This window comes from Klebsiella sp. OBRC7, from assembly GCF_000293135.1.
Classification (GTDB): Bacteria; Pseudomonadota; Gammaproteobacteria; order Enterobacterales; family Enterobacteriaceae; genus Klebsiella; species Klebsiella michiganensis.
Genome location: NZ_ALNJ01000031.1, coordinates 16,139 through 37,702, shown reverse-complemented (window position 1 = coordinate 37,702; position 21,564 = coordinate 16,139). Strand labels below are relative to the sequence as shown.

The 21,564-nt window shown below is 55.8% G+C and carries 20 protein-coding genes; 15 read left to right on the top strand and 5 right to left on the bottom strand.

All coding sequences use genetic code 11. From position 1 onward, the window contains the following. Positions 1–9 precede the first annotated feature (9 nt). Positions 10–1,797, bottom strand: a complete 1,788-nt coding sequence (locus HMPREF1144_RS08830; protein ID WP_009652547.1) for a sigma-54-dependent Fis family transcriptional regulator — start codon at positions 1,795–1,797, stop codon at positions 10–12. A gap of 250 nt (positions 1,798–2,047) precedes the next feature. Here HMPREF1144_RS08830 and HMPREF1144_RS08825 point away from each other — a divergent pair, with 250 nt between their 5' ends. The 7 genes from HMPREF1144_RS08825 (at position 2,048) to HMPREF1144_RS08795 (ending at position 11,056) form a co-directional block, all read left to right on the top strand. Continuing rightward, the gene (locus HMPREF1144_RS08825) at positions 2,048–3,568 is read left to right on the top strand and encodes an aldehyde dehydrogenase family protein (protein WP_004853428.1); all 1,521 of its coding nucleotides are present in this window, start codon (positions 2,048–2,050) and stop codon (positions 3,566–3,568) included. Between the two features lie 669 nt (positions 3,569–4,237). Continuing rightward, positions 4,238–4,834 (top strand): fimbrial protein, encoded by a 597-nt coding sequence (locus tag HMPREF1144_RS08820; protein ID WP_009652531.1) that lies wholly within the window; start codon positions 4,238–4,240, stop codon positions 4,832–4,834. A gap of 149 nt (positions 4,835–4,983) precedes the next feature. Then, complete coding sequence (locus HMPREF1144_RS08815; RefSeq protein WP_009652535.1) at positions 4,984–5,643, top strand: molecular chaperone; 660 nt, start codon at positions 4,984–4,986, stop codon at positions 5,641–5,643. Between the two features lie 26 nt (positions 5,644–5,669). Beyond that, positions 5,670–8,204 carry a fimbria/pilus outer membrane usher protein gene (locus HMPREF1144_RS08810; RefSeq protein WP_009652544.1) on the top strand — a complete coding sequence of 845 codons (2,535 nt, stop codon included), beginning with the start codon at positions 5,670–5,672 and terminating at the stop codon, positions 8,202–8,204. Between the two features lie 48 nt (positions 8,205–8,252). Next, the gene (locus HMPREF1144_RS08805; RefSeq protein ID WP_049077509.1) at positions 8,253–9,317 is read left to right on the top strand and encodes a fimbrial protein; all 1,065 of its coding nucleotides are present in this window, start codon (positions 8,253–8,255) and stop codon (positions 9,315–9,317) included. Positions 9,318–9,452: 135 nt separating this feature from the next. Continuing rightward, entirely contained in the window at positions 9,453–10,247 is a 795-nt protein-coding gene (locus HMPREF1144_RS08800; protein ID WP_004853416.1) for a CatB-related O-acetyltransferase, read from the top strand. 35 nt (positions 10,248–10,282) lie between these two features. Continuing rightward, a complete protein-coding gene (locus HMPREF1144_RS08795; RefSeq protein ID WP_009652524.1) occupies positions 10,283–11,056 on the top strand; it encodes a transporter substrate-binding domain-containing protein in 774 nt (257 codons plus the stop codon). Between the two features lie 39 nt (positions 11,057–11,095). Here the strand turns inward: HMPREF1144_RS08795 and HMPREF1144_RS08790 are convergent, their stop codons facing one another. Beyond that, entirely contained in the window at positions 11,096–12,016 is a 921-nt protein-coding gene (locus tag HMPREF1144_RS08790) for a LysR substrate-binding domain-containing protein (protein ID WP_009652529.1), read from the bottom strand. A gap of 145 nt (positions 12,017–12,161) precedes the next feature. On the opposite strand from HMPREF1144_RS08790, the gene HMPREF1144_RS08785 reads away from it, so the two are divergent. Both HMPREF1144_RS08785 and HMPREF1144_RS08780 read left to right on the top strand, forming a co-directional pair. Then, positions 12,162–12,938 (top strand): SDR family NAD(P)-dependent oxidoreductase, encoded by a 777-nt coding sequence (locus HMPREF1144_RS08785; RefSeq protein WP_004853412.1) that lies wholly within the window; start codon positions 12,162–12,164, stop codon positions 12,936–12,938. Between the two features lie 63 nt (positions 12,939–13,001). Beyond that, positions 13,002–14,195, top strand: a complete 1,194-nt coding sequence (locus HMPREF1144_RS08780) for an MFS transporter (protein WP_004853410.1) — start codon at positions 13,002–13,004, stop codon at positions 14,193–14,195. Here the strand turns inward: HMPREF1144_RS08780 and HMPREF1144_RS08775 are convergent. Next, the gene (locus HMPREF1144_RS08775) at positions 14,192–15,094 is read right to left on the bottom strand and encodes a LysR family transcriptional regulator (protein ID WP_009652525.1); all 903 of its coding nucleotides are present in this window, start codon (positions 15,092–15,094) and stop codon (positions 14,192–14,194) included. The two genes, HMPREF1144_RS08780 and HMPREF1144_RS08775, sit on opposite strands and share 4 nt — an antisense overlap. Positions 15,095–15,230: 136 nt before the next feature. On the opposite strand from HMPREF1144_RS08775, the gene speB reads away from it, so the two are divergent. The 6 genes from speB (at position 15,231) to HMPREF1144_RS08745 (ending at position 19,740) form a co-directional block, all read left to right on the top strand. After that, positions 15,231–16,202 (top strand): agmatinase, encoded by a 972-nt coding sequence (gene speB / locus HMPREF1144_RS08770; protein ID WP_009652541.1) that lies wholly within the window; start codon positions 15,231–15,233, stop codon positions 16,200–16,202. A gap of 15 nt (positions 16,203–16,217) precedes the next feature. Further along, the gene (locus HMPREF1144_RS08765; RefSeq protein ID WP_042927328.1) at positions 16,218–17,033 is read left to right on the top strand and encodes an ABC transporter substrate-binding protein; all 816 of its coding nucleotides are present in this window, start codon (positions 16,218–16,220) and stop codon (positions 17,031–17,033) included. 228 nt (positions 17,034–17,261) lie between these two features. Next, the gene (locus tag HMPREF1144_RS08760) at positions 17,262–17,543 is read left to right on the top strand and encodes a PTS sugar transporter subunit IIB (RefSeq protein ID WP_009652557.1); all 282 of its coding nucleotides are present in this window, start codon (positions 17,262–17,264) and stop codon (positions 17,541–17,543) included. A 3-nt stretch (positions 17,544–17,546) separates the two neighbouring features. Next, on the top strand, positions 17,547–18,911 hold the full coding sequence (locus tag HMPREF1144_RS08755; protein WP_004853400.1) for a PTS galactitol transporter subunit IIC: 1,365 nt from the start codon (positions 17,547–17,549) through the stop codon (positions 18,909–18,911). Beyond that, entirely contained in the window at positions 18,908–19,363 is a 456-nt protein-coding gene (locus HMPREF1144_RS08750) for a PTS sugar transporter subunit IIA (RefSeq protein WP_009652558.1), read from the top strand. Before HMPREF1144_RS08755 ends, HMPREF1144_RS08750 begins: the two co-directional genes overlap by 4 nt. A 50-nt stretch (positions 19,364–19,413) precedes the next feature. After that, entirely contained in the window at positions 19,414–19,740 is a 327-nt protein-coding gene (locus HMPREF1144_RS08745) for a hypothetical protein (RefSeq protein ID WP_004853397.1), read from the top strand. A 17-nt stretch (positions 19,741–19,757) separates the two neighbouring features. Here the strand turns inward: HMPREF1144_RS08745 and HMPREF1144_RS08740 are convergent, their stop codons facing one another. Continuing rightward, positions 19,758–20,552 (bottom strand): SDR family NAD(P)-dependent oxidoreductase, encoded by a 795-nt coding sequence (locus HMPREF1144_RS08740; protein WP_009652522.1) that lies wholly within the window; start codon positions 20,550–20,552, stop codon positions 19,758–19,760. 74 nt (positions 20,553–20,626) lie between these two features. Further along, complete coding sequence (locus HMPREF1144_RS08735) at positions 20,627–21,559, bottom strand: 2-hydroxyacid dehydrogenase (RefSeq protein ID WP_009652533.1); 933 nt, start codon at positions 21,557–21,559, stop codon at positions 20,627–20,629. Positions 21,560–21,564 lie beyond the last annotated feature (5 nt).

Here is a 21,564-nt window from a genome sequence, read left to right as displayed (position 1 = left end):
ATCAGAAGGCTATGCGCTATGGCTTCCGCGACGGGCCGCGCGGCGATACAGCGTGCTGCGCGCGACGCCTAACGCCTGCGCGGCCTTACTGATGTTGCCGTTATAGCTTGCCAGCGTGTCGGCAATCAGCTGCGCATCGTGCTGCTGAAGCCCGCGCAGCGGGCGGGCGGCGGGCGGGCTTCGATACTCCTGGGGCAAATCATCTATCCCCAGCGTTTCACCCTCTTCGGCGAGGGCCAGCAGTACCCTCAACACACTTTGCAGCTGGCGGACGTTGCCCGGCCAGGGCTGAGACGTCAGGTGTTGCACAACTTCCGGGGCCAGCGCGATGCGACGCTTTTCTCCGCCCAGCTCGCGCCACAATCGTTGGATAAACCCGGACAGTTCAGGCCATTCGCGCAGGGGCGGCAGCGTTAACGCAAACTCACGCAGGCGGTAGAGCAGGTCTTCGCGGAAGGTCCCTTCCGCGACGCGCTGCGCCAGATTGCGGTGGGTGGCGCAAATCACCGCGAAATTAACCGGCGAACTCTGGCTGGCGCCAAGCGGCGTGACCTCTTTCTCCTGTAAGATCCTCAGCAGCCGGGTCTGAAGCGTTAACGGCATATCGCCAATCTCATCAAGAAACAGTACGCCGCCGTCGGCTTCGCGAATCTTGCCGATGTAGCCGTTTTTGTTTGCGCCGGTAAACGCCCCGGGCTGGTAGCCAAACAGCTCGGATTCAATCAGTGATTCCGGCAGCGCGGCGCAGTTGATGGCGACGAATTTGCCGCCGCTCCAGCGGCTGTGCCGGTGCAGGGTACGGCTGACGTACTCTTTGCCGCAGCCGGTTTCGCCTTCGATACACAACCCAATCCCGGCGTTAAGCAGGCGCAGCAGCTTTTCGCCTTCGCGCTGGCTGGAGAAAGGCAGCTCAAGGGGGGGGCGCGCGGTCACCGCCACGCCAGCGGTCACGGGAGCGCGTAGACGGTAATAGTAGTTTCGATGTCCGGCGACGAGCGGCAGCGGTACGCTGACGGCGGTTTGCCGCAGCTGCGGAAAAAGCTGCTGGAACGTGAGGTGGCCGAACCGATCTGCGTTAAGTGAGAACTCGCGCATCGCCAGCCGGTTAGCCGCCATCAGCACATTGTCGGTAAAGACCAGCAGACATTCGTCGACGCCGTCGAGCTTTTCCACCTGAGGATGCAGGCTCATCAGCCACTGTTGCGGATGCAGACTCTGTTTAACCCACAGATATTCTATCTGCTTCGCGGCGCATTTTACCCACGCCAGCGTGCGGGCGTGCGGGTACCGGGCGGGGCCGGAGATATCCAGCACCCCGGCTATTTTGCCATCAGGACTTTGCAGCGGCACGGCGGCGCAATAAAGACCCTGGTTACTGGTCAGAAAATGCTGGCGGCCATCGATTTCGCAGCTGTCGTCAATCGCCAGCGCGGTGCCGATGGCGTTGGTTCCGCGTCCGCTTTCGCTCCACAGGTTGCCCGGCGCTAAAGCGAAGCGCTGCGCTTTCTGCATGGCGTGCGTATCGCCAAAGGTTTGCAGAACCAGACCGCTGGCGTCAGAGAGAACCACGACGGATTGCAGAGCGTTGACTTTGCGGTATAGCTCATTAACGACCGGCTGGGCCAGCGTTTGCAGGCGGCTGTGTCTGGCGAGCCTGTCGGCCAGTTCGCTGGCGTGCAGGCGAGGGAAGTCATCCGTGGCGGGGTCGAGGCCATAGCGCTGGCTACGGCACCAGGAGTCGCTGAGCAGCGGGTTCGCTTCGATCTCTGGCGTCAGGGCAAACGGATTTCCTGGCACGGGACACCTCGTCGTTTAATTTGTGTTGCAATATTGTAGCTATATGGTTTTCGTGATGTTGCGATTTGCGACACATAAGAGAGATTCTGTGCGACAGAAAGTGACGTGACCTATCTAATTCATTGAAAATTAATTTCTTTTTTAAAATATAAAAAATGGCATAACCCCTGCAATAGACGAGAGACGCAGCGAGCCGCCGTACAAAACTAAGATGCCGCTGCGCCTCAACCCTACATGAAGGAGATTCGCGATGCGTTATGCTCATCCTGGCACACCGGGCGCTTTGGTTTCACTGAAGTCAGCCTACGGTAACTTTATTGACGGTAAATTTGTTGAACCCATCGGTGGAGAATTCTTTATGAATACCTCCCCGGTCGACGGTAGCAACATCGGGCAGTTTCCGCGTTCTGATGCCAAAGATATCGACTTCGCCCTTGATGCGGCGCACCGGGCCGCCGACGCCTGGGGCAAAACGTCGGCTCAGCACCGCGCTAATCTGCTGCTGCAGGTTGCCGACCGTATTGAGGCCAACCTGGAATATCTGGCGGTAGCGGAGAGCTGGGATAACGGTAAGCCGATCCGCGAAACCCTCAACGCCGACCTGCCGCTGGCGGTCGATCACTTCCGCTATTTCGCCGGCTGCCTGCGCGCGCAGGAGGGAAGCACGGCGGAGATTGATGAAACGACGGTGGCTTATCACTTCCATGAGCCTCTCGGTGTGGTTGGACAAATTATTCCGTGGAACTTCCCGCTGCTGATGGCCGCCTGGAAGCTCGCTCCGGCGCTGGCAGCGGGCAACTGCGTGGTGCTGAAACCGGCAGAGCAGACGCCGCTCAGCATTACACTGCTGCTGGAGATTATTGGCGATCTGTTCCCGGCGGGCGTCCTTAACGTGGTTCAGGGATTTGGCAAAGAGGCGGGCGAAGCGCTGGCAACCAGTAAACGCATCGCCAAAATCGCCTTTACCGGCTCAACGCCGGTAGGCCGCCATATCATGGCCTGCGCGGCGGAAAACATTATCCCCTGTACCGTTGAGCTGGGCGGTAAATCGCCGAACATCTACTTTGCCGACGTGATGGAAGGCGAAGAAGAGTATATCGAGAAGGCGGTTGAAGGCCTGGTTCTGGGCTTCTTTAATCAGGGTGAGGTCTGCACCTGCCCGTCCCGCGCGCTGATTCAGGAGTCTATTTACGAGCCCTTTATGGCGCGGGTCATGGAGAAGGTGGCGCAAATTCGCCGCGGCGACCCCTTTGATACCGATACGATGATCGGCGCGCAGGCGTCGCGTCAGCAGTTCGATAAGATCCTTTCCTATATTAAGATCGCTCGCGATGAAGGCGGAAAGATCCTGACCGGCGGCGAACGCGCCAGCATCTCTGCCGAACTGGATAACGGTTTCTATATTCAGCCGACGCTGATTCAGGGCCGCAACGATATGCGCAGCTTCCAGGAGGAGATCTTTGGCCCGGTTATCGGCGTCACCACCTTTAAAGATGAAGCCGAGGCGCTGGCTATTGCAAACCAAACCCAGTTTGGCCTTGGGGCCGGGGTGTGGACGCGGGATACCAACCTGGCCTATCGCATGGGGCGCGGCATTAAGGCCGGTCGGGTGTGGACCAACTGCTATCATATTTACCCTGCGCACGCCGCGTTCGGCGGCTACAAACAGTCCGGCGTAGGACGCGAAACCCATAAGATGGCGCTTAACGCCTATCAGCAGACGAAAAACCTGCTGGTGAGCTATGGTACGGCGCCGCTGGGTCTGTTCTGATCGGCGCCGCCAGCTATTTATTTTAGGAAAACCCGCAATCTTCAGCATAGATTGCGGGTTTATTATTCCACAAAGAAAATAATGTTATTCGTTTTGCCTCCCTTGCTTTCACATGGAATATCCTTGCCATTGATATCCCCTATATATAATTACTCAGGTGATTATTGTTTATTTGGTTACGAAAATAAGATAAAAACCAATCTAAGATTTATCCTAATATTGTGTAAATTCACGGTCCGCTCACAGAATGATTGCCGAAAAATCGCGGTAAATTCAAGGGTAATTGTTAAATTACACTGTCTGATGTTGATTTTTAATGTTGTTGTCTCGTGATTTTTGGTTGCGTTAATTAACAAACGGCGCAATGTTTTGAATATTATTCTTATATGTAAAATAAAACAGCATTTCATTAACATAACAAAATATTGCGAATTGTAATGGGTAAGGATAGTATTTATTTGTTCACTTAATGAATGGTTTATCAATTACGCCGAAGTAACTTTCTTTTTTAATAAAAGATTCAAATAAGCAGCTCAGTTTTTTGCTGCCTGCTATCCTGCGGACGGAACGCGAATATTATTAACATGGAGGGTCTGTGCTCAGATTAGCCCGAGGCTTAAGCCATCGCGCGCAATCTGTCGAAAATATAAGTTAGAGATGAGATGAATAATGAAAACGCAATTTCGTATTATGGCAATGTTTGTCGGTGCTCTGGTTTCCGCTAGCGCATTATCCAGTCCTTCACCATCGGCCAGTTCAGTAATGACCGTTAACCCCGGCTTTAATGCGGGCACGCAGGGCACGGGCGGTCAGGTAGAATTTACCGGCTCCATTACTGACTCCTCCTGTAATGTCGATAGCACCAGTGCGAACCAAAGCGTCGATCTGGGAAAATGGGCGAGCAGCTATTTTACCGGAGCAGGTTCTGAAACGACGAAAACCGCCTTCCATATCAAAGTAAAAGATTGTCCTTCCACCGTTACCACCGTCTCGGTACTGTTTGACGGTACCCGCGATACCCACAATAGCGATCTGCTGGCGATTAACGGTACCGCAAGCGGGGTGGCGATAAAGCTTTACGAAGACGACAAGTCAACGCCGGTTGATCTCGGCGCCGTGTCACGCGGCCACAGCGTTACCGCTGGCGCGAGCGGGGCGGCGACAGGTACCGCCGATCTGGAATTCTTTGCCGACTATGTCTCAACCAGCGCGGTTTCCGCCGGTTCTGCCAACGGTACGGCCAACTTCAATATGATTTACAACTAATACCCTAAAAGCGGGTAAAGCTGCGGTTATTCATGGCTTCCCATGCTGGGCCGCTGCCTGGCTGAAATACGGGCTGCATCATTACTGCAGATTTTTTATCAGCTTCAGGTCGTGATACCCGCTTTTATTATTCCCGGACGGTATTCATTATGAAACGAACGATCGCCGCGATAGCCTTTTTATTGCTATCAACTGCGGCACAGGCCGGTATTGTCATGGGAGGAACCCGTGTTATTTATCAGGAAGGGAAGCGTGAAGCCGCAATATCGGTCACCAATGCTGATACTCATTCACCTTATCTGGTGCAATCGTGGGTGGAAAACTATGCGGAAAACAATAAAAGCCGCGTGCCTTTTATTGTGACGCCGCCACTTTTCCGTCTCGATCCCGAACAGCAGAACGTATTGCGTATTAACTATATTGGCGGAACGCTGCCCACCGATCGCGAATCCGTTTTTTGGCTCAACGTAAAAAGCATTGCGCCCACGAAAAAAGATGAAGCGAATAAGCTTCAGATCAATATTAAATCAAAATTTAAGGTCTTCTATCGCCCGAATGGTCTGGCGGGCGAGCCTGACGATGCATGGCGCAAGGTGACGTTTAACATTGAAGGTTCCAGGCTGGTTGCCCAAAACCCGACGCCCTATTTTGTCTCCTTTTTTGTTATTTCGGTTGGCGGTACAGATATTCCGGAACCCGGCATGATTGGCCCCTTTGACCATAAAACGTGGCCGATTACTCATACCGGGGTAGTTAAATGGCGTGCCATCAATGACTTCGGTGGTATTACGGATTACGCGCAACAGTAATTTTTGTTTGGCCTGGTCAGGATATTGTGAAAAATACAACCTCGGGTATGACTTCCGTTTATTCGGCGATCGCGGCGCCAACCGGTGGGATTTTATTATTGCCGACGGCGCTTATTTTACTATGCCAAAGCGGTATCGCGCGGGCGGAGGACTACTTTGATCCGGCGGCATTAGAATTTGCCAATCCGCAGCAAAAGACCGCTGATTTACACTATTTTGCTAAATCAGGCGGCCAGCAGCCCGGGACATATCCAGTCAGCATCTGGGTAAATAACCAGGAAATAGCCCAGAGCGAGGTGACATTTGTCGACAGCAACGGCGCGCTGCAGCCGCAGTTAACCCCGGCGCAGCTTGCGGAATATGGCATCAACATCAGCGCTTTCCCGGCGTTTAATACCCTGCATGAGGGAGAGCCGTTCACCCGCATCGAGCGCTATATCCCTGATGCCAGCAGCCGTTTTGACTTTGCCACTCAGCGCCTGAACTTAAGCATTCCCCAGGCGGCAATGAATGTGCAAAGCCGCGGGTACGTCGATCCGGCGCGCTGGGATGAGGGGATTCCGGCGGCGTTTGTTAACTACAACCTGACCGGCTCGCAAACCCGGCAGTCGGATGACAACAGCCGCTCCAGCTACCTGAATTTACGCAGCGGAGTGAACTTTGGCGCCTGGCGACTGCGTAACGTCTCGTCGATGGAATATGACCGGACCCGGCGCTGGAATTCACAGAGCACCTGGCTGCAGCGCGACCTGAAGTCACTCAAAAGCCTGCTGCGGATGGGCGATACCTTTACGAGCGGCGACGTTTTCGACAGCGTGCAGTTTCGCGGCGTCCAACTGATGTCCGATGATGAAATGCTGCCGGATAGCCAGCGCGGCTTCGCCCCGACGATCCGCGGAATGGCGCACAGCAACGCCAAAGTCACCATCTCCCAGCATGGCTACGTTATCTATGAAACGTTCGTCTCGCCGGGAGCGTTTGCGATAAACGACCTCTATCCAACGGCGCAAAGCGGCGACCTCGAAGTCCAGGTTAAAGAGAGCGACGGTTCGGTGCGGACCTTTACCCAGCCCTTTTCAGCCGTCCCGTTTATGCTGCGGGAAGGACGGATGAAATTTAGCCTGAGCGCCGGGCGCTACCATTCGGGGCAGAGCCAGACGCCATCGCCGACGTTTTTGCAGGGGACGCTATTTTATGGGCTGCCGGCCGAGTTCACGCTCTACGGCGGTAGCCAGCTGGCGCAGGATTACCAGTCCTGGGCGCTCGGCGTCGGACGCGGTTTTGGCGAGCTGGGCTCGCTTGGGGGCGATGCGACATGGGCGAACACCACAACGCCGTCGGGAAAGCGCTCGGCGGGCCACTCGCTGCGCGTGCAGTACCAGAAGGATTTTGCCGGAACCGGCACCTCATTTAGCCTCGCCAGCTATCGCTACTCCTCTGGCGGTTATTACGACTTTAGTGAGGCTAACGCGCTTGAAAGCCGTAATGGCCTGGTGGACAACAAGCGCAGCCGGGAGGAAATCACCGTATCGCAGGCGTTTGGCGGTATGAGTAGCCTGGCGATTTCCGCCTGGTCGCAGGAGTACTGGCACCGCCAAAGCCGCGATGAAACAATCCATCTCGGCTTTTACAGCGCCTGGCGAGGCGTTTCGTGGGGCGTGGGTTATTACTACACTCAGTCTTCCGAACGCCAAAAAGCCGATCGCTCATGGTCCTTCAACCTGAGCATTCCGCTTGGCGGCCCGCTTGCCGAGAGCGCGATTAGCTACAGTACTACCTCCGGCAATAACGGACGCACCTCGCAGCAGGCGTCGCTGTACGGTTCGATCCCGCGTAATCCCAATCTCTATTATTCCCTTCAGCAGGGCTACGCTAACGGCGGCCAGGGCAGTAACAGCAGCGCATCGCTGGATTACCATGGCGGCTACGGAACCGCGCAGCTCGGCTATCGCCGGGATAGCGCAAGCCATCAGCTGACCTGGGGCGCATCGGGCTCCATCGTCGCCCATCCTCATGGCGTGACGCTGGGGCAGACCGTCGGCGAAAGCTTTGCCATCGTTCGCGCGCCGGGAGCCGCCGATGTGGCGATTCAAAACGGCAGCAACGTGCATACCGACTGGCGAGGTTATGCGGTGGTGCCCTCGCTGACGGCATATCGCAAAAACATCATTACGCTTGATACCGAATCGCTGGCCGACGATGCCGATGTTGAACTGGAAGGACAGACGGTGATCCCCGGCGGCGGGGCGGTGGTGCAGGCAAACTATCAGACCCATATCGGCAACCGCGTACTGTTTACGCTCAGCGATAGCCGCGGCCCGCTGCCTTTTGGCGCCAGCGTTCGCCTGCGTAAGGCTGAAGACGAGCAAGGCGCGGCGCCGGGCGGCATGGTGGCTGATGGCGGGCAGGTCTATCTGAGCGGTATCCCGCAAGAAGGGACGCTTGATGTCGCCTGGAACGTCGACAATATCTCGCGGAAATGCGCGCTGCATTTCCATCTTACCGATACCGTACAGCAGGGGCAGAGTCCGGTTAAAACCGTCTCTGGCGTTTGCCAGTAGGTCAGCACTGAGGTGATTTTGCGCATAGTATCGTTTTTATTGCTACTGATGGCCGGGATTTACAGCCACGGCGGGTGGGCGGAAACCTGCAAAGGGGATATCGGTCAGATGACCGTTAACGTCCAGAATATCAAGTACCTGCCTACGCTGCCGCTGAATACGCAGATGACCAGCGTGATGGCGGATAACGGCAGCGGAATTCATTTCACCTGCGATCTTCAGCTGCCGAAAGCGGCGGCTAAACGTCTGGTGTATCGGCAGCTTAAAACTGCCTCATCGCCCCTGTCGATCGGTGGCCAGCACGTTTTTCCCTCCGCGCTGGACGGCATAGGATACTCGCTGGGCTTTCAGTGCAGCGGCGGCGCCGTTCGCGTGATTGATGGCAGCCATGCGGCCGGTAGCGCGGAGTCCGTGACGGTTTGCGACAGCAATGAGATGGCTAACCTTCTGAACCAGCAGCAGATTGTGGTGAAAGTCTTTGTGACGTTTTATAAGACCGGCAATGTTGCCCTGGTCAGCGGCAACCACGCGAACGTACCGGCGCAGCCGCAGATTGGTGAACTCACTATTCAGCAGCAGGCCGACAGCAGCGCCGCTTTTGTCGCCAGCCCGCCGGTCACGCTCGATATGGCGGCGCTGAATGTCGATATCGGCAGCAGCGGCAGCTGTCAGGTTTCAACCGCGAATATTCACGTTAGCCTCGGCGCGGTAAATAAAGCGGAGTTTAAGGGCAAAAACACCACCGGCGGCGGCGCGAAGCGCTTCTCCATACCGGTCTTCTGTTCCACGCCAACCGATATCCGCATCGGCTTTTTTGGCGTCACCTCGCCATCCGGGGGGACGGATACTTTGGCGCTAAGTAAAACAAACGCCTCCGCGAGCGGGGTAGGAGTCAGGCTCACCTACGGCAATAACAGTGCCCCAGCGCCGGCCGCCGGAACCGGCGTCAAAATCAATGAGGCCAGTAACTTACCTGTACTCAAGCGGATTACCGCCAGCAGCGCGGGTGCGGCGGAAAATATCAACTTCAACGCCCAGTACGTACAGACGGATGACGCGGTCACCGCCGGTACCGCCAATAGCATGGTGACATTTGCGCTGGAGTATAACTGACCGTCGCTTTCGCGCTGTCGCTCACAAAAAAGAGAAGTCATAACGATTTTTCGCACGGCGAGCGGATCGGTACGCTATCAATGATCGAGAGATTAAGCGGCTGTCCGGGAATACTTTTGTGCGGGAAAATCGATAATGAAAATCGCCTTTGGGGAGCTTAAGCCACTATTGCAGGCGCAGCGGATTTTTGTCGGCGGGCAGACGCTGGCCTGCGGCCACGCCTTTTACCGTGACGACCTGTCCATTGAGATACCGGAAAACTTAGCCACCGAGGCTTATACCACCTACTGGGGGCGCTGCGGCGAACGGCTGGCCTCACTGGGCGCCTTTAGCTATACGCGAACCCTGCTGCCGGCGCTGATTAACGTGGGGCGCTACACGTCGATTGCCGATCGGTTACAGGTGCTCGGCGACCGACATCCCCTGGAGTGGGCCAGCGCCAGCCCGGTGTTTTATGCCCATCATTCCGGCGTGATGGCGACGCTGGCTGCCGATAGCGGCAGGCCCAACCGGTTTTATCCTTTTGCGAAAATGCCCCGGCCGATAACCATCGGCAACGATGTGTGGATTGGCCAGAATGTCACCCTGGCGCAGGGGATCGCTATTGGCGATGGGGCTGTCATTGCCGCCAACGCGCTGGTGGTCAAAGACGTCGCACCGTACGCCATAGTCGGCGGTAATCCCGCGAAGATTATCCGCATGCGCTTTAGCGAGGCGATTATTGAGCAGCTGATGGCGCTACGCTGGTGGCGTTACTCCGCCCAGGATATTGCCGGGTATCCGGTTAATCAGGTTGAGCGCTTTTGCGAGCAGCTCGCCGGGCGGGTGGCCGAAGGAACGATGCCGCCTTTCTCGCCGCCGGTATTGACGGTATCCATGATTAAAGATTTTATAAACAATAAACAGCATCCGCTGCGCAGCGCGGTGTAATCATAAACGGTTCACATTTGAACAAGGATATAACGATGAAGTTGAAGTCAGGTCTTGTTTTCGTCATCGCTGCCGTCGCCTTTGGCGCCCAGGCGCGCGACATGAACAGCATTCAACAAAGCGGCGAACTTAAAGTCGGCGTCCCGGGCGATTACGCGCCGCTGGCGTTTCATAATAAAGCCGGGGAGCTGGTGGGCTACGATGTTGATATGGCGAAAGATCTCGGCAAGCGGCTTGGGCTAAAGGTGAGCTTTGTGACGACCAGCTGGCCCACGCTCTCCGCCGACCTGAAGGCCGATAAGTTTGATATCGCCATGGGAGGGGTGACGGAAACCGCAGCGCGGGCGAAAGATTTCGCGTTAAGCCAGCCGGTGGTGCCGAACGGTAAGATTGCGCTGGCGAACTGCGCGGCGGCGCCGGCGCTCGGTAGCCTGGAAAAAATCGACCAGCCAAACGTGAAGGTGGTGGTGAATCCGGGCGGCACCAACCAAAGCTTTGTCGATGAACATATCAAGCAGGCGCAGATTATTCGGGTGAAAAACAATATCGATAATCTTGAAGCGCTGCGGCAGAAAACGGCGGATATGATGGTGACCGACCTGATTGAAGGCGTCTATTACCAGAGCAATGAACCGGGCGTGTTTTGCGTGGCCAATGAGCAGCCGTTCCCGGGCACCGCCAGCTTCAAAGTCTATATGATGAATAAAGATAACCCGCAGCTGCTGGATAAGGTTAACCAGTGGCTGGCCAGCCAGGACAAAAACGTGCTGAAACAGAAGTGGCGCATTTATGACCAGCTAAAACCATAAACCAATAAAGGTTTTCTATGCGGGTATGGCGGAAGATAATCAGCGCATCGGCTTTTCCGCCAACACATCGTGAAGCAGCCAGTCATAAAACACCTTCACTTCCGGGCGCATGACCGCATGCTGGGGCGTCACAATATAGTAGGACCAGGAGAGCGGCCAGCGGCGGGCCGGGTGTAGCTGAATGAGCTGACCGGTGGCGAGGAGCTGTTGTACCAGCGCCCGGCGGACAATAGCGACGCCGCGCCCGCTGAGCGCGGCCAGGATGACCGCCGACGTTGAGTTAATATGCAGCCCGCTATCGCGCGCCGTTGGCGCCTGAGCGGCCTCCAGCACTTCCGCCCATGATGGAAAGCTGGCGCCGGGATAGGGCGTATCATCATGAATCAGCTTTTGCGCCGCCAGCCACTCGCCGCAGGCGGTTTTGTCTGCCGGGACGATTAGCGGGCTGCACACCAGCACCGCTTCTTCATCCATCAGCCAGGTTTTATCGACCCCGGGCCAGTTGCCGCCACCGCAGCGAACCGCCAAATCCGCTTCGCCGTGGGCAACATCCATCAGCTTTTCCGTAACGTTGAGACGCAGGTCGATATTATCATGGACTTCAGAGAAGCGGTTTAAGCGCTCCATCAGCCAGTTCATCATCAGCACCTGCGAGGCGGTAATCACCACCACGGAACGCGCCCGGCGGCCGCGAAGCTTATTCAGACCGCTCTCCAGCTTATCCAGCCCCTGAGTAATATCCTGCAGCGCCGCCTGCGCCTCGCTCACCAGGGTGAGACGTTCTTTACCGCTACGGGTACGGTGCAGCAGCGGATGGCCGACCCACTCTTCCAGCGCTCTGACCAGTTGCCCGACGGCGGCGGGCGTCACGCCCAGCTCGCGCGCTGCGCCGGTAAAGCTGCCGTGGCGGGCGGTGGCTTCAAACGCGTGAAGCCATTTCAGTCGGTTAAGCGATCGCATGGTGAATATCCCTCAGTAAATTTGCGTCTCAGTATAGGCCATCAAGATAGATTTTCTTTGTCATTGGGTTATTTCTTCTCATTCGTCAGCGCGCTGCAGGAAAGGCATGCTTAGGCCATACAAATCAAGCGTGAAGAGGTGAATGATGAATACGGCGTTTATGGGGAAAAAACTGTTAGTGGTTGGCGGGACAAGCGGTATGGGGCTGGCGACGGCCAAACGGGTGGTGGAGAATGGCGGCAGCGTGGTGCTGGTGGGCAATCGTCGTCAGAAAGCCGAACAGGCGCGTCAGGCGCTGGCGGCAGAGGGGAGGGTGGATGTTATCGTCGCTGACCTGATGAGCGAAAGCGGTATGCAGCAGGTTATGGCCGCTATTAACGCGGAACATCAGGATATCAGCCTGCTGGTCAACGCCGCCGGCGTCTTCTTCCCGAAGCCGTTTATCGAACATGAAATGGCTGACTACGATCGGTATATGCATCTCAACCGCGCGACGTTTTTTATCACCCGCGTGGTGGTGCGCAATATGCTGGCGAATGGCATCAAAGGTTCGATTGTGAATATCGGCTCGATGTGGGCGCAGCAGGCCATCGGCGCAACGCCGTCGTCAGCCTACTCCATGGCGAAAGCGGGTCTGCATGCGCTGACCAAAAATCTGGCGATTGAGCTGGGCGGCAGCGGGATTCGGGTCAATGCGGTATCGCCGGCGGTGGTGCATACGCCGATATATGAAGGGTTTATCCCTAAAGAGGATGTGAAGGATGTGATGAACAGCTTTGACGGCTTCCATCCCATTGGCCGCGTCGGCACGCCTGATGATATCGCGCAAACCGTGGTTTTTCTGCTCAGCGATAGCACCCGCTGGGTGACCGGCGCGGTTTGGGATATTGATGGCGGCGTGATGGCTGGTCGTCATGCCTGATTACGTTCATTATGTCAGTCAGGGTAGTGGCATAACGCAAACGAATTCAGGATAAAGAGAGTCATGAGCGCTGAGATAACGCTGCCCGTCGGACAGCAAAACCAAAATATTGTTCGCCTGGCGACGGCGCAGGCGCTCGCAGGGGCAAACTCGGTGGTGTTTTATGCCACCGGGGCGATTGTGGGCAACGCCATCGCGCCCTCTCCGACGCTGGCCACGCTGCCCATCACCATTTTTGTGCTGGGGATGGCGGCCTGTATTTTGCCGTTTGGCGCGCTGGCCAGAAGACGCGGGCGCAAAACGGTCTTTATGGTCGGTACCGGCGCCGGCGTGTTGACGGGAGCGCTGGCGGCGCTGGCGGTCGCGATCGCTTCGTTCGGGCTGTTCTGTCTCGCGGCCTTTTTCGGCGGCGCCTATGCGGCGGTGGCGGTGTCCTTCCGCTTTGCCGCTACCGACGGCGTCAGCGGCGAGCGGCGCGCGCGGGCGCTCTCGCTGGTCATGGGCGGCGGCGTGGCGGCGGGGATCATCGGCCCGATGCTGGTGACCGCGACCATGAATTTGTGGCCGCCGCACACCTTTGCGATGACCTTTATCGCTCAGGGGCTTGTGGCGGCGGTATCCGCGCTGGTCTTGCTGGGAGTAAAAACCCCCGAGCCGGCGGCGCAGGCCAAATCGGGCGGGCGCCCGCTGGGCGAAATTGTGCGCCAGCCGGGGTTTTCCCGGACGGTTTTTAGCGGCGCAATATCCTATATGGTGATGAACTTCCTGATGACCGCGGCGCCGCTTTCCATGCATATGCACGGGATCTCCCAGCAGGCGTCGAATCTGGGCATTCAGTGGCACGTGATCGCCATGTACGGTCCCGGATTTTTTACCGGCAAGTTGATTAATCGTTTCGGCGCCCGGCGTATTAACGCGGCCGGTTTAGTTCTGCTGCTGCTGTCGGTGATGGTTGGCCTCGCCGGTATCGACGTGATGCACTACTGGCTGTCGCTGATCCTGCTGGGTATCGGCTGGAACTTCGGCTTTACCGGCGCGTCGGCGCAGATTATGGATTTCCACCGGCCGGAAGAGAAAACTCAGGTGCAATCGCTAAATGATTTTATTGTCTTCGGCGTCATGATGATTGGCTCATTTTCCTCGGGCGCGTTGATGAACCTCTTCGGCTGGAATGCCGTGCTGTGGGGATCGCTGGTGCCGGTTGTCATCGCGCTGCTTGCGTTGCTGGTCGGCGGACGAGCAGCGGAACGGGCCTAATTTTTGCGTGATTTAACGCCAGCACGCACGGCATCTCGCATTGAGCGAATTAAGGTTTCTTTGCTGCGACCCCGGCGGAAAATCAGCGAGAAGGGAGCCTGATAGCCATATTCTGTTGGCAGCAGGGCGCGCAGCTTTTGCGATTGCACCCAGGGCAAAGCGTAGTGTTCCGGCAGATAGCCGACGTATTTGCCGGACAGAATCAGCATCAGCTGCGCTTCCATACTTTCTGCACTCGCGACGCTCTGCTTAAAGCCTTTGCGCCCTAAATCGCTGCTGCTCCAGTAGCTGCGAGTGACCATTCGCATCTCGGAAATAAGCGCTTCCGTCGGGTGCTTAACGGTAAATAGAGAGTGTTTGTCACCGCAATAGAGCCAGTTTTGTTCGCGATAAAGTGGGTGAGACACCACGCTATTGGCCTGTAAAGAGAAGGTGCCCACGGCGAGATCCAGTTCATTATTCAGTACGCCCTGCAAAAGCGCGTTCGGGCTTCTGACCTGTAAATTAATATGCACCAGCGGGAAGCGTTCGCTAAACGTGGCGATGATTTCGCTCATCGGCAGCATCGGGTCGGTAATCGTCGAGTCAATTACGCCAAGATTAAAAATCCCAGTCTGCTCGCCGCGCAGCGTCGCCGTATTGCGCTCAAAATCCTCCATCGAATTCAGCAGGTCGATGCTTTGCTGGAGGACGGTTTCCCCTTTTTCGGTCAGAGAAAAACCGCCTCTACCGCGACGACATAGGGTGATGCCGAGCTTCTCTTCCAGTTCACTCATATAGTTGCTGATAGCCGAAACCGTCAGGTTAAGTTCCTGCTGCGCATTGGCAAAGCCCTGATATTTCGCCACGGTAATAAAAACGTGTAACAGCCGCAGATTCGGAAATTTTCCAACTGACATAAAGGGGATGCTCCGCTGTAAGCCCCGGGGTTTGTTTTTGTTTTTCTAAACTAATTTTTTGCTTTTGACTATTTTTTCTCTCATCCGCGTTCAGCAGTATGTCTTCATCGCCCCGAAAAGCCCTGGAGACACAGCAATGACATCCTTAATTGAACATGAATACCCGCAGCCGCAGGATGGCGAAATTCCACGTTTTAGTGGATTACCGACCTTTTTTCGTCTCCCTTTTGCGCCACAGGCCGCCGACCTGGATATCGGCGTGGTAGGCGTGCCGTGGGACGGCGGAACCACAAACCGTGCCGGGACTCGCCACGGGCCACGCGAGCTACGCAATGCTTCAAGCCTGGTGCGTCGAGTCCACCAGACCACCCGCCGTTCTCCCTATGATTACGCCCGCGTGGGCGATCTGGGAGATGTGCGTATCAATCCGGTAGATATGCAGGATAGCCTGGCGCGCATTGAAGCCTGGTATCGCGCCCTTGATGAGCAGCAGGTGATGCCTCTAACCGCGGGTGGCGACCATCTCAGCACGCTGCCGATTTTACGGGCGCTCGGGCGGGATAAGGGGTTGGGGATGATCCATTTTGATGCCCACTCGGATACTAACGACAGCTACTTCGGCGGCGAGCGCTTTACCCACGGTACTCCGTTTCGTCGTGCGGTAGAGGAAGGTGTTCTCGACCCGCAACGCACGGTGCAAATCGGCATCCGCGGAGCGCTGTTTTCCGCCGATGAGCACCGCTGGGCGGAGGAGAACGGTATCACCATCATCCGTATGGAGCAGGTGGACGAGCTGGGAATCGACAAGGTGATGCAGAGGGCGCGTGAGATTGTTGGCGAGCAGCCTACCTATATCAGCTTCGATATCGATGTGTTGGATCCGGTCTATGCGCCCGGTACCGGAACGCCGGAAATTGGCGGGATGACCACGCTGCAGGCTCAGCGCTGCGTTCGTCAGCTTGCTGGATTGAATCTGATTGGTGCTGACGTGGTGGAAGTCTCGCCGCCCTTTGACCAGGGCAATCTTACCAGCCTGACCGGAGCGACCATGATGTTTGAACTCCTGTGCCAGCTTGCCGACGCCCATCATCGGCGTATTTCTCAATAACAGCGGAGAATTATGATGAAAAGAAATCTCTCATTGCGCTATCTCGCTACCGCGTTGGTTCTGGCATCAGGCCTTTTTACGGTGGCCAATGCGGCGGATGCGACTCTGTCGCCGGGAAAACTGAAAATAGCAATGGAAGTCGCCTACCCGCCTTTTGAATCCTGGCAGGATGACAAAATTGTTGGTTTTGATGCTGAACTGGCGGCGTTATTAAGCCAAAAAGCGGGCCTGACGCTACAGCTGGTGGATACCAAATTTAGCAGTCTGATCCTCGGCCTGAGCGGGGGACGCCAGGATGCGGTGATCTCTGCGCTCTATATTACGCCGGAGCGAACCCAGCAGGCGGTTGCGATCCCTTATGCTAAAACCGGAGCCTATATCATGGTGCGCAGCGATAGCAAAGTTGCGCCGCAAACGGAAAACGAACTTTGTGGCTTAACCATTGGGCTGCAGCAGGGTACATCGTGGGTGAAAAAGCTGCATGAGCTTTCGACGAGCTATTGCCAGGCGCAAGGTAAAGGGGCGATTGAGATTAAAGAGTTCCCGACCGCGCCGGAGACGCTGCAGGCACTGCTCTCCGGCAATATTCAGGCTCAGGTGGATATTGCTGGCGTAGTCAGCCTGTTTACCCAGCGCAGCAAAGGCCGACTGAAGGTCAGTTCCCCGCAGACGATATATCCGCAAACGCTGGGTATTTACATCAAGAAGGGTAACCAGGCGCTGGCGCAACAGTTGACCTCCGCACTGAAAACCCTGCGTGAAAATGGTGAGTACAGCGCCTTGCTGAAAAAATATGCGGTATACGGCATCACCGATGACACGGTGCAGTAGTATGTAATAAATCTAAAATATACAGATGAACGGATACTGCAATGAGATGTTCATCGCATTTTTAGCGTGATTACACATTTGCGTATGATTTAAAATCAATACTTATCAATGACTTAATTTTAACCCTATAATTCATTGTGTACTCAGTGTGTAAAATTACACACTGGTCACAATTCATATTTTTCCTGCATGCTTTAATTCCTCTCACCAAAACAGAGAGGATTGCTCATGAAACACATGATGATTTGCTGCGGCGCCGGTGTAGCGACCAGCACCGTTGCTTTAAATAAACTGCAGGATTTCCTGAAGAAAGAGAATATTCTCGATAAAGTCCGTATTTCCCAGGGAACCGTGGCTGAAGCCAAAACCCGCGACGATGTAGATTTTATTGTTTCTACTTCGCCGGTTGCGCTTTCTATTCCCGTTGTTAACGCTCTACCGCTATTAACCGGTATGGGTACTGATAAAGTTTTCAGCAGCGTGAAAGAATTAATTCTCGCCGAGGGTTAAGCCATGTTTATTGTTGATTACATTGTAGGTTTAGGGGCATCGGTCATGATGCCGCTAATATTTATGCTCCTTGGTTTGATATTACGCCTGTCGCTGAGCAAAGCATTAAAAGCCGGTTTAATGGTCGGTATTGGTTTTATCGGTTTGAGCATTACCGTTAATCTGATGATCGATTCCCTGACCCCGGTAAGCCATGCGCTGGTGGAGCGTTTTGGTCTGAATCTCAACGTGCTGGACGTGGGCTGGCCTGCTGCCGCAGCGGTAGCGATGGGGACCCGGGTCGGCGCGCTGGTGATTCCAGTGTGCGTCGCGATTAACGTGTTGATGCTGTATACCAAAACCACGCGGGTGCTGAACGTGGATATCTGGAACCTGTGGCATCATGCCTTTACCGGTTCCCTGGTGACGATTATTACCGATAGCCTGTGGCTGGGGATATTTGCCGCTGGTATCAACTGTATTATTACGATGGTGATTGCCGACCGTACCAGCGGCGATGTTGAGAAATACCTGAACTTGCCTTCTATTTCGGTACCGCACGGTTTTTCCGCATCATTTGTCCCGGCTGCGTGGTTGGTGAATGCCATTGTTGACCGCATCCCGGTTATTCGTGATATCAAAATTGATACCGAAGTTATCCAGAAACGGTTATCTATTCTCGGCGATCCGGCCTCTCTGGGGGCAATTATCGGCGCGCTGTTGGGTATAATCGCGGGTATCGAAGTGAAAGCTATTCTGCAAACCGCAATCACCATGGCGGCGGTCATGACCATTATTCCGCGGATGGCGAAAATGCTGATGGAAGGGGTTTATCCGATTAGCGAACGTATTCAGGAGATAGCTCAGTCGCGTGCCGGTTCATTCGGCAAAATCGCTATCGGCCTGGATTCAGCCGTGAGCGTTGGGCACCCGGTGACGTTGTCCGTGTCGATGCTGATGATCCCGGTGATGCTGGTACTGGCGGCGATTATTCCGGGCAACCAGTTCCTGCCGTTCGCTTCTTTGACCGGCCTACCGTTCGCCTTCGTGTTGGTGACGGCGGTTTGTCGCGGTGATATGTTCCGCACGCTGCTGACCGGGCTGTTAACCTTAAGTCTGGCGTTGTTGATTGGTACCAACCTGGCGCCGATTGTCACCAGCACTGCGGTGAGCACTGGCTTCTCGCTGCCGCAGGGGACCACCAGTATTAGCAGCGTGGATTATGCCGGGGCGATGCTGCCGTGGGCGATTATCCAGAGTTTCCATCTGAAAGAGATTGGCGTAGGTATCCTGACGCTGTGCACCATCGTGCTGGTGCTGTGGAATCGCCGTAAACTGGCGCAGGAAAATGAACAGATGGCCGAAGCGAGCGTGGAGGGCGGGAAATGATGTTTAGCGCACAGCGGGTGGTGAAGTTTACCGTTTCTGTCAGTCGGACGGCTTTACTGACCCGCCTGGCAGATAGCCTGCAGGCCGACGGGCTGGTTAAACCGAGTTTTGCCGACGGAGTGCTTGAACGGGAAAAAGTCTATCCAACCGGGATATTTATGGAGACCCATAGCGTCGCCATTCCGCATACCGAGTTTGAGCATGTTAACCAGACCGGTTTTGCAATCGGCATTAACCTGGCGGGGGTTGAATTTCAGCGTACCGACGAGCCTGAAGAGAGCGTTGTCCCACAGATAGTCGTGATGATGGCGATTGATAAAACTTGCGAAAAAGTGGCAATTATTCAATCCTTGTTCGCATTATTGGCCGATCGCGATCGAGTTAACGATATCGTGAAAATGACGCCAGAGGAGATTGCAAAAGTGTTCACCGATGCCGTCGTCACGCAGTAAGATAAAATGATGAGCTCAATACGGTGAAGCCGCAACCGACGAGGGACAAGATGTTACGAATCAGCGACGTCATAGAGTTAGCGATGGTCAGTCGTAAAACTATCTATAACGCAATCAACAGTGGCCGGCTGAAATATCAGTTGGTGAATGTTGATAATCGTCAGGTTCGTATGTTCCTCGAAGAAGATGTTTTCGAAGCTTTTCCGAAAACCAACCGTGCGGTGACTCAGGAGCAAGAAGTGCAGGCGCTACGTGAAGAGGTCGCTTCGCTTAAGTTTGCTCTGGCGGAGCTGCAAAAAGCGGTGAACGCCATGGATCCGGAAGGCAAGTACGAAATGACCAGCGTTAAAGAGCCATCTAAAACGCCCGACCGCTAACCTGCGGGCGGGTCTTATCAGACGATGTCATCCACCACGCCGCCATCCACGCGCAGCGCCGCGCCTGATGTTGCTGAAGCCTGAGTCGAGCAGACATAAACCACCATATTGGCGACTTCTTCCACCGTGGCCGCACGTTGAATCACCGAGCCTGGACGGTTCGCCATCACGAACTCTTTTGCCAACTGCTCCAGCGATTTCCCGGTTTTCGCGACTTCATCTTTCATCATCTCAGCAAAGCCATCAGAGATAGTCGGCCCCGGCAGTACGCTGTTGACGGTGACGCCGCTACCGGCGACAAACTTCGCCAGCCCGCGGGCCAGCGACAGCTGAGCGGTTTTCGTCACGCCGTAATGAATCATATCCGCCGGAATGTTACGCGCCGATTCCGAAGAGATAAACACAACCCGACCCCAGCCGTTCTGTACCATCGCCGGTAGCAGAGCGCGAGAAAGACGCACTCCCGACATCACGTTGGTTTGCCAGTAGTTCTCCCAGGTTGCATCATCGGTTTCATAGAAATCCTGCGGGCCGTAAATACCGGCGTTATTGACCAGAATGTCGACTCCGTTAACAGCCTGCACCAGCTGATTGACGCCTTCAGCGCTGCTTAAGTCGGCAATTGCCGGGCGCAGTTTCGCGCCGGGAACCTCATTCTGCAAACGGGCGATGGCCGCGCTCACGCTACGCTCGCTGCGACCATTAATCATCACTTCCGCACCGCTAGCCGCCAGACCTTTGGCGATGGCGTAACCAATACCGCCGGTGGAGGCGGTGACCAGTGCGACTTTCCCCGATAAATCAATATTCATGCTGATAGCCTTATTTTTTGTCGGACAGACCATTAAGCGTAGCAGCGGATATGAGGCTATTGACGTTTTCGGGATTAATAACCGCTCTGTTTGTTAACAAGATTTTTCAGCGGCAGCGCCTGCCGCTGCCGCTGGATGTTATCCAGCAGCTGGCGGGCAATCACCTCCGTCTGCGCGATGGAGGCCATATGCGGAGTGATAACCACCTGCGGATGTTGCCACAGCGGGTCTTCCTGGGGCAGCGGCTCGACGGGGAAGACGTCCAGCAGCGCGCCGGAGAGCTTGCCGCTATCCAGCGCCTCGAGCACGTCAAGATTCACCATATGCTCGCCGCGGCCGCAGTTAATCAGCGACGCGCCGTCGGGCAGCTGCTGCAGTAAAGGATGGGCGAGGATACCTCGCGTCTGCCCGGTTAACGGCAGGATGTTGATCAGCGCATCCAGCTGGCCAAGGAATTCGCCAGCCTGCGCCTCTCCGTGGTAGCAGCGCACGCCGGCAAGGGATTTTTCACTACGCGCCCAGCCGGAAACCCGATACCCCAGCGCGGCCAGCTGCGAGGCGATATAGCCGCCAATTTCGCCGAGGCCCATGACGCCAACGTGATAATCGGCCGCCGCTCGCTGCGGATACATCTTCCAGACGCGCTCGCGCTGGTGGGCCAGCGCCCGGTCAAAGCGACGCTGAAACCACAGCACGCCCCACAGCGCGTATTCAAACATACCGTGACGAAAATCTTCATCCACCACCCGGCAGAGCGGAACGTCGCTGGCGAAAACGCTGGCGGGCAAATGGTCTACGCCGGCAGACGCGGCCTGGATCAGCTTCAACTGAGGCGAGCGCGCCAGCAGCTGCGGGTCGGGAAACCAGCAGCAGGCGTAGTGCGCCTCGCGAGCGGCGGGGTCCTCGGGCAGAACCGCTTTCACTTCCGGGAATAGCGCGAACGCGGCGCAAATCTCCCGGGTGTACTGAGGATCGTTACAATCCACGACGATGGTGAACTGGGTCATAGGCA

Excerpts from the sequence above, each read along its gene's own strand:
- HMPREF1144_RS08825 (WP_004853428.1), top strand. The coding sequence starts at position 2,048 with ATGCGTTATGCTCATCCTGGCACACCGGGCGCTTTGGTTTCACTGAAG.
- HMPREF1144_RS08820 (WP_009652531.1), top strand. The coding sequence starts at position 4,238 with ATGAAAACGCAATTTCGTATTATGGCAATGTTTGTCGGTGCTCTGGTT.
- HMPREF1144_RS08815 (WP_009652535.1), top strand. The coding sequence starts at position 4,984 with ATGAAACGAACGATCGCCGCGATAGCCTTTTTATTGCTATCAACTGCG.
- HMPREF1144_RS08805 (WP_049077509.1), top strand. The coding sequence starts at position 8,253 with ATGGCCGGGATTTACAGCCACGGCGGGTGGGCGGAAACCTGCAAAGGG.
- HMPREF1144_RS08800 (WP_004853416.1), top strand. The coding sequence starts at position 9,453 with ATGAAAATCGCCTTTGGGGAGCTTAAGCCACTATTGCAGGCGCAGCGG.
- HMPREF1144_RS08795 (WP_009652524.1), top strand. The coding sequence starts at position 10,283 with ATGAAGTTGAAGTCAGGTCTTGTTTTCGTCATCGCTGCCGTCGCCTTT.
- HMPREF1144_RS08790 (WP_009652529.1), bottom strand. The coding sequence starts at position 12,016 with ATGCGATCGCTTAACCGACTGAAATGGCTTCACGCGTTTGAAGCCACC.
- HMPREF1144_RS08785 (WP_004853412.1), top strand. The coding sequence starts at position 12,162 with ATGAATACGGCGTTTATGGGGAAAAAACTGTTAGTGGTTGGCGGGACA.
- HMPREF1144_RS08780 (WP_004853410.1), top strand. The coding sequence starts at position 13,002 with ATGAGCGCTGAGATAACGCTGCCCGTCGGACAGCAAAACCAAAATATT.
- HMPREF1144_RS08775 (WP_009652525.1), bottom strand. The coding sequence starts at position 15,094 with ATGTCAGTTGGAAAATTTCCGAATCTGCGGCTGTTACACGTTTTTATT.
- speB (WP_009652541.1), top strand. The coding sequence starts at position 15,231 with ATGACATCCTTAATTGAACATGAATACCCGCAGCCGCAGGATGGCGAA.
- HMPREF1144_RS08765 (WP_042927328.1), top strand. The coding sequence starts at position 16,218 with ATGAAAAGAAATCTCTCATTGCGCTATCTCGCTACCGCGTTGGTTCTG.
- HMPREF1144_RS08760 (WP_009652557.1), top strand. The coding sequence starts at position 17,262 with ATGAAACACATGATGATTTGCTGCGGCGCCGGTGTAGCGACCAGCACC.
- HMPREF1144_RS08755 (WP_004853400.1), top strand. The coding sequence starts at position 17,547 with ATGTTTATTGTTGATTACATTGTAGGTTTAGGGGCATCGGTCATGATG.
- HMPREF1144_RS08750 (WP_009652558.1), top strand. The coding sequence starts at position 18,908 with ATGATGTTTAGCGCACAGCGGGTGGTGAAGTTTACCGTTTCTGTCAGT.
- HMPREF1144_RS08745 (WP_004853397.1), top strand. The coding sequence starts at position 19,414 with ATGTTACGAATCAGCGACGTCATAGAGTTAGCGATGGTCAGTCGTAAA.
- HMPREF1144_RS08740 (WP_009652522.1), bottom strand. The coding sequence starts at position 20,552 with ATGAATATTGATTTATCGGGGAAAGTCGCACTGGTCACCGCCTCCACC.
- HMPREF1144_RS08735 (WP_009652533.1), bottom strand. The coding sequence starts at position 21,559 with ATGACCCAGTTCACCATCGTCGTGGATTGTAACGATCCTCAGTACACC.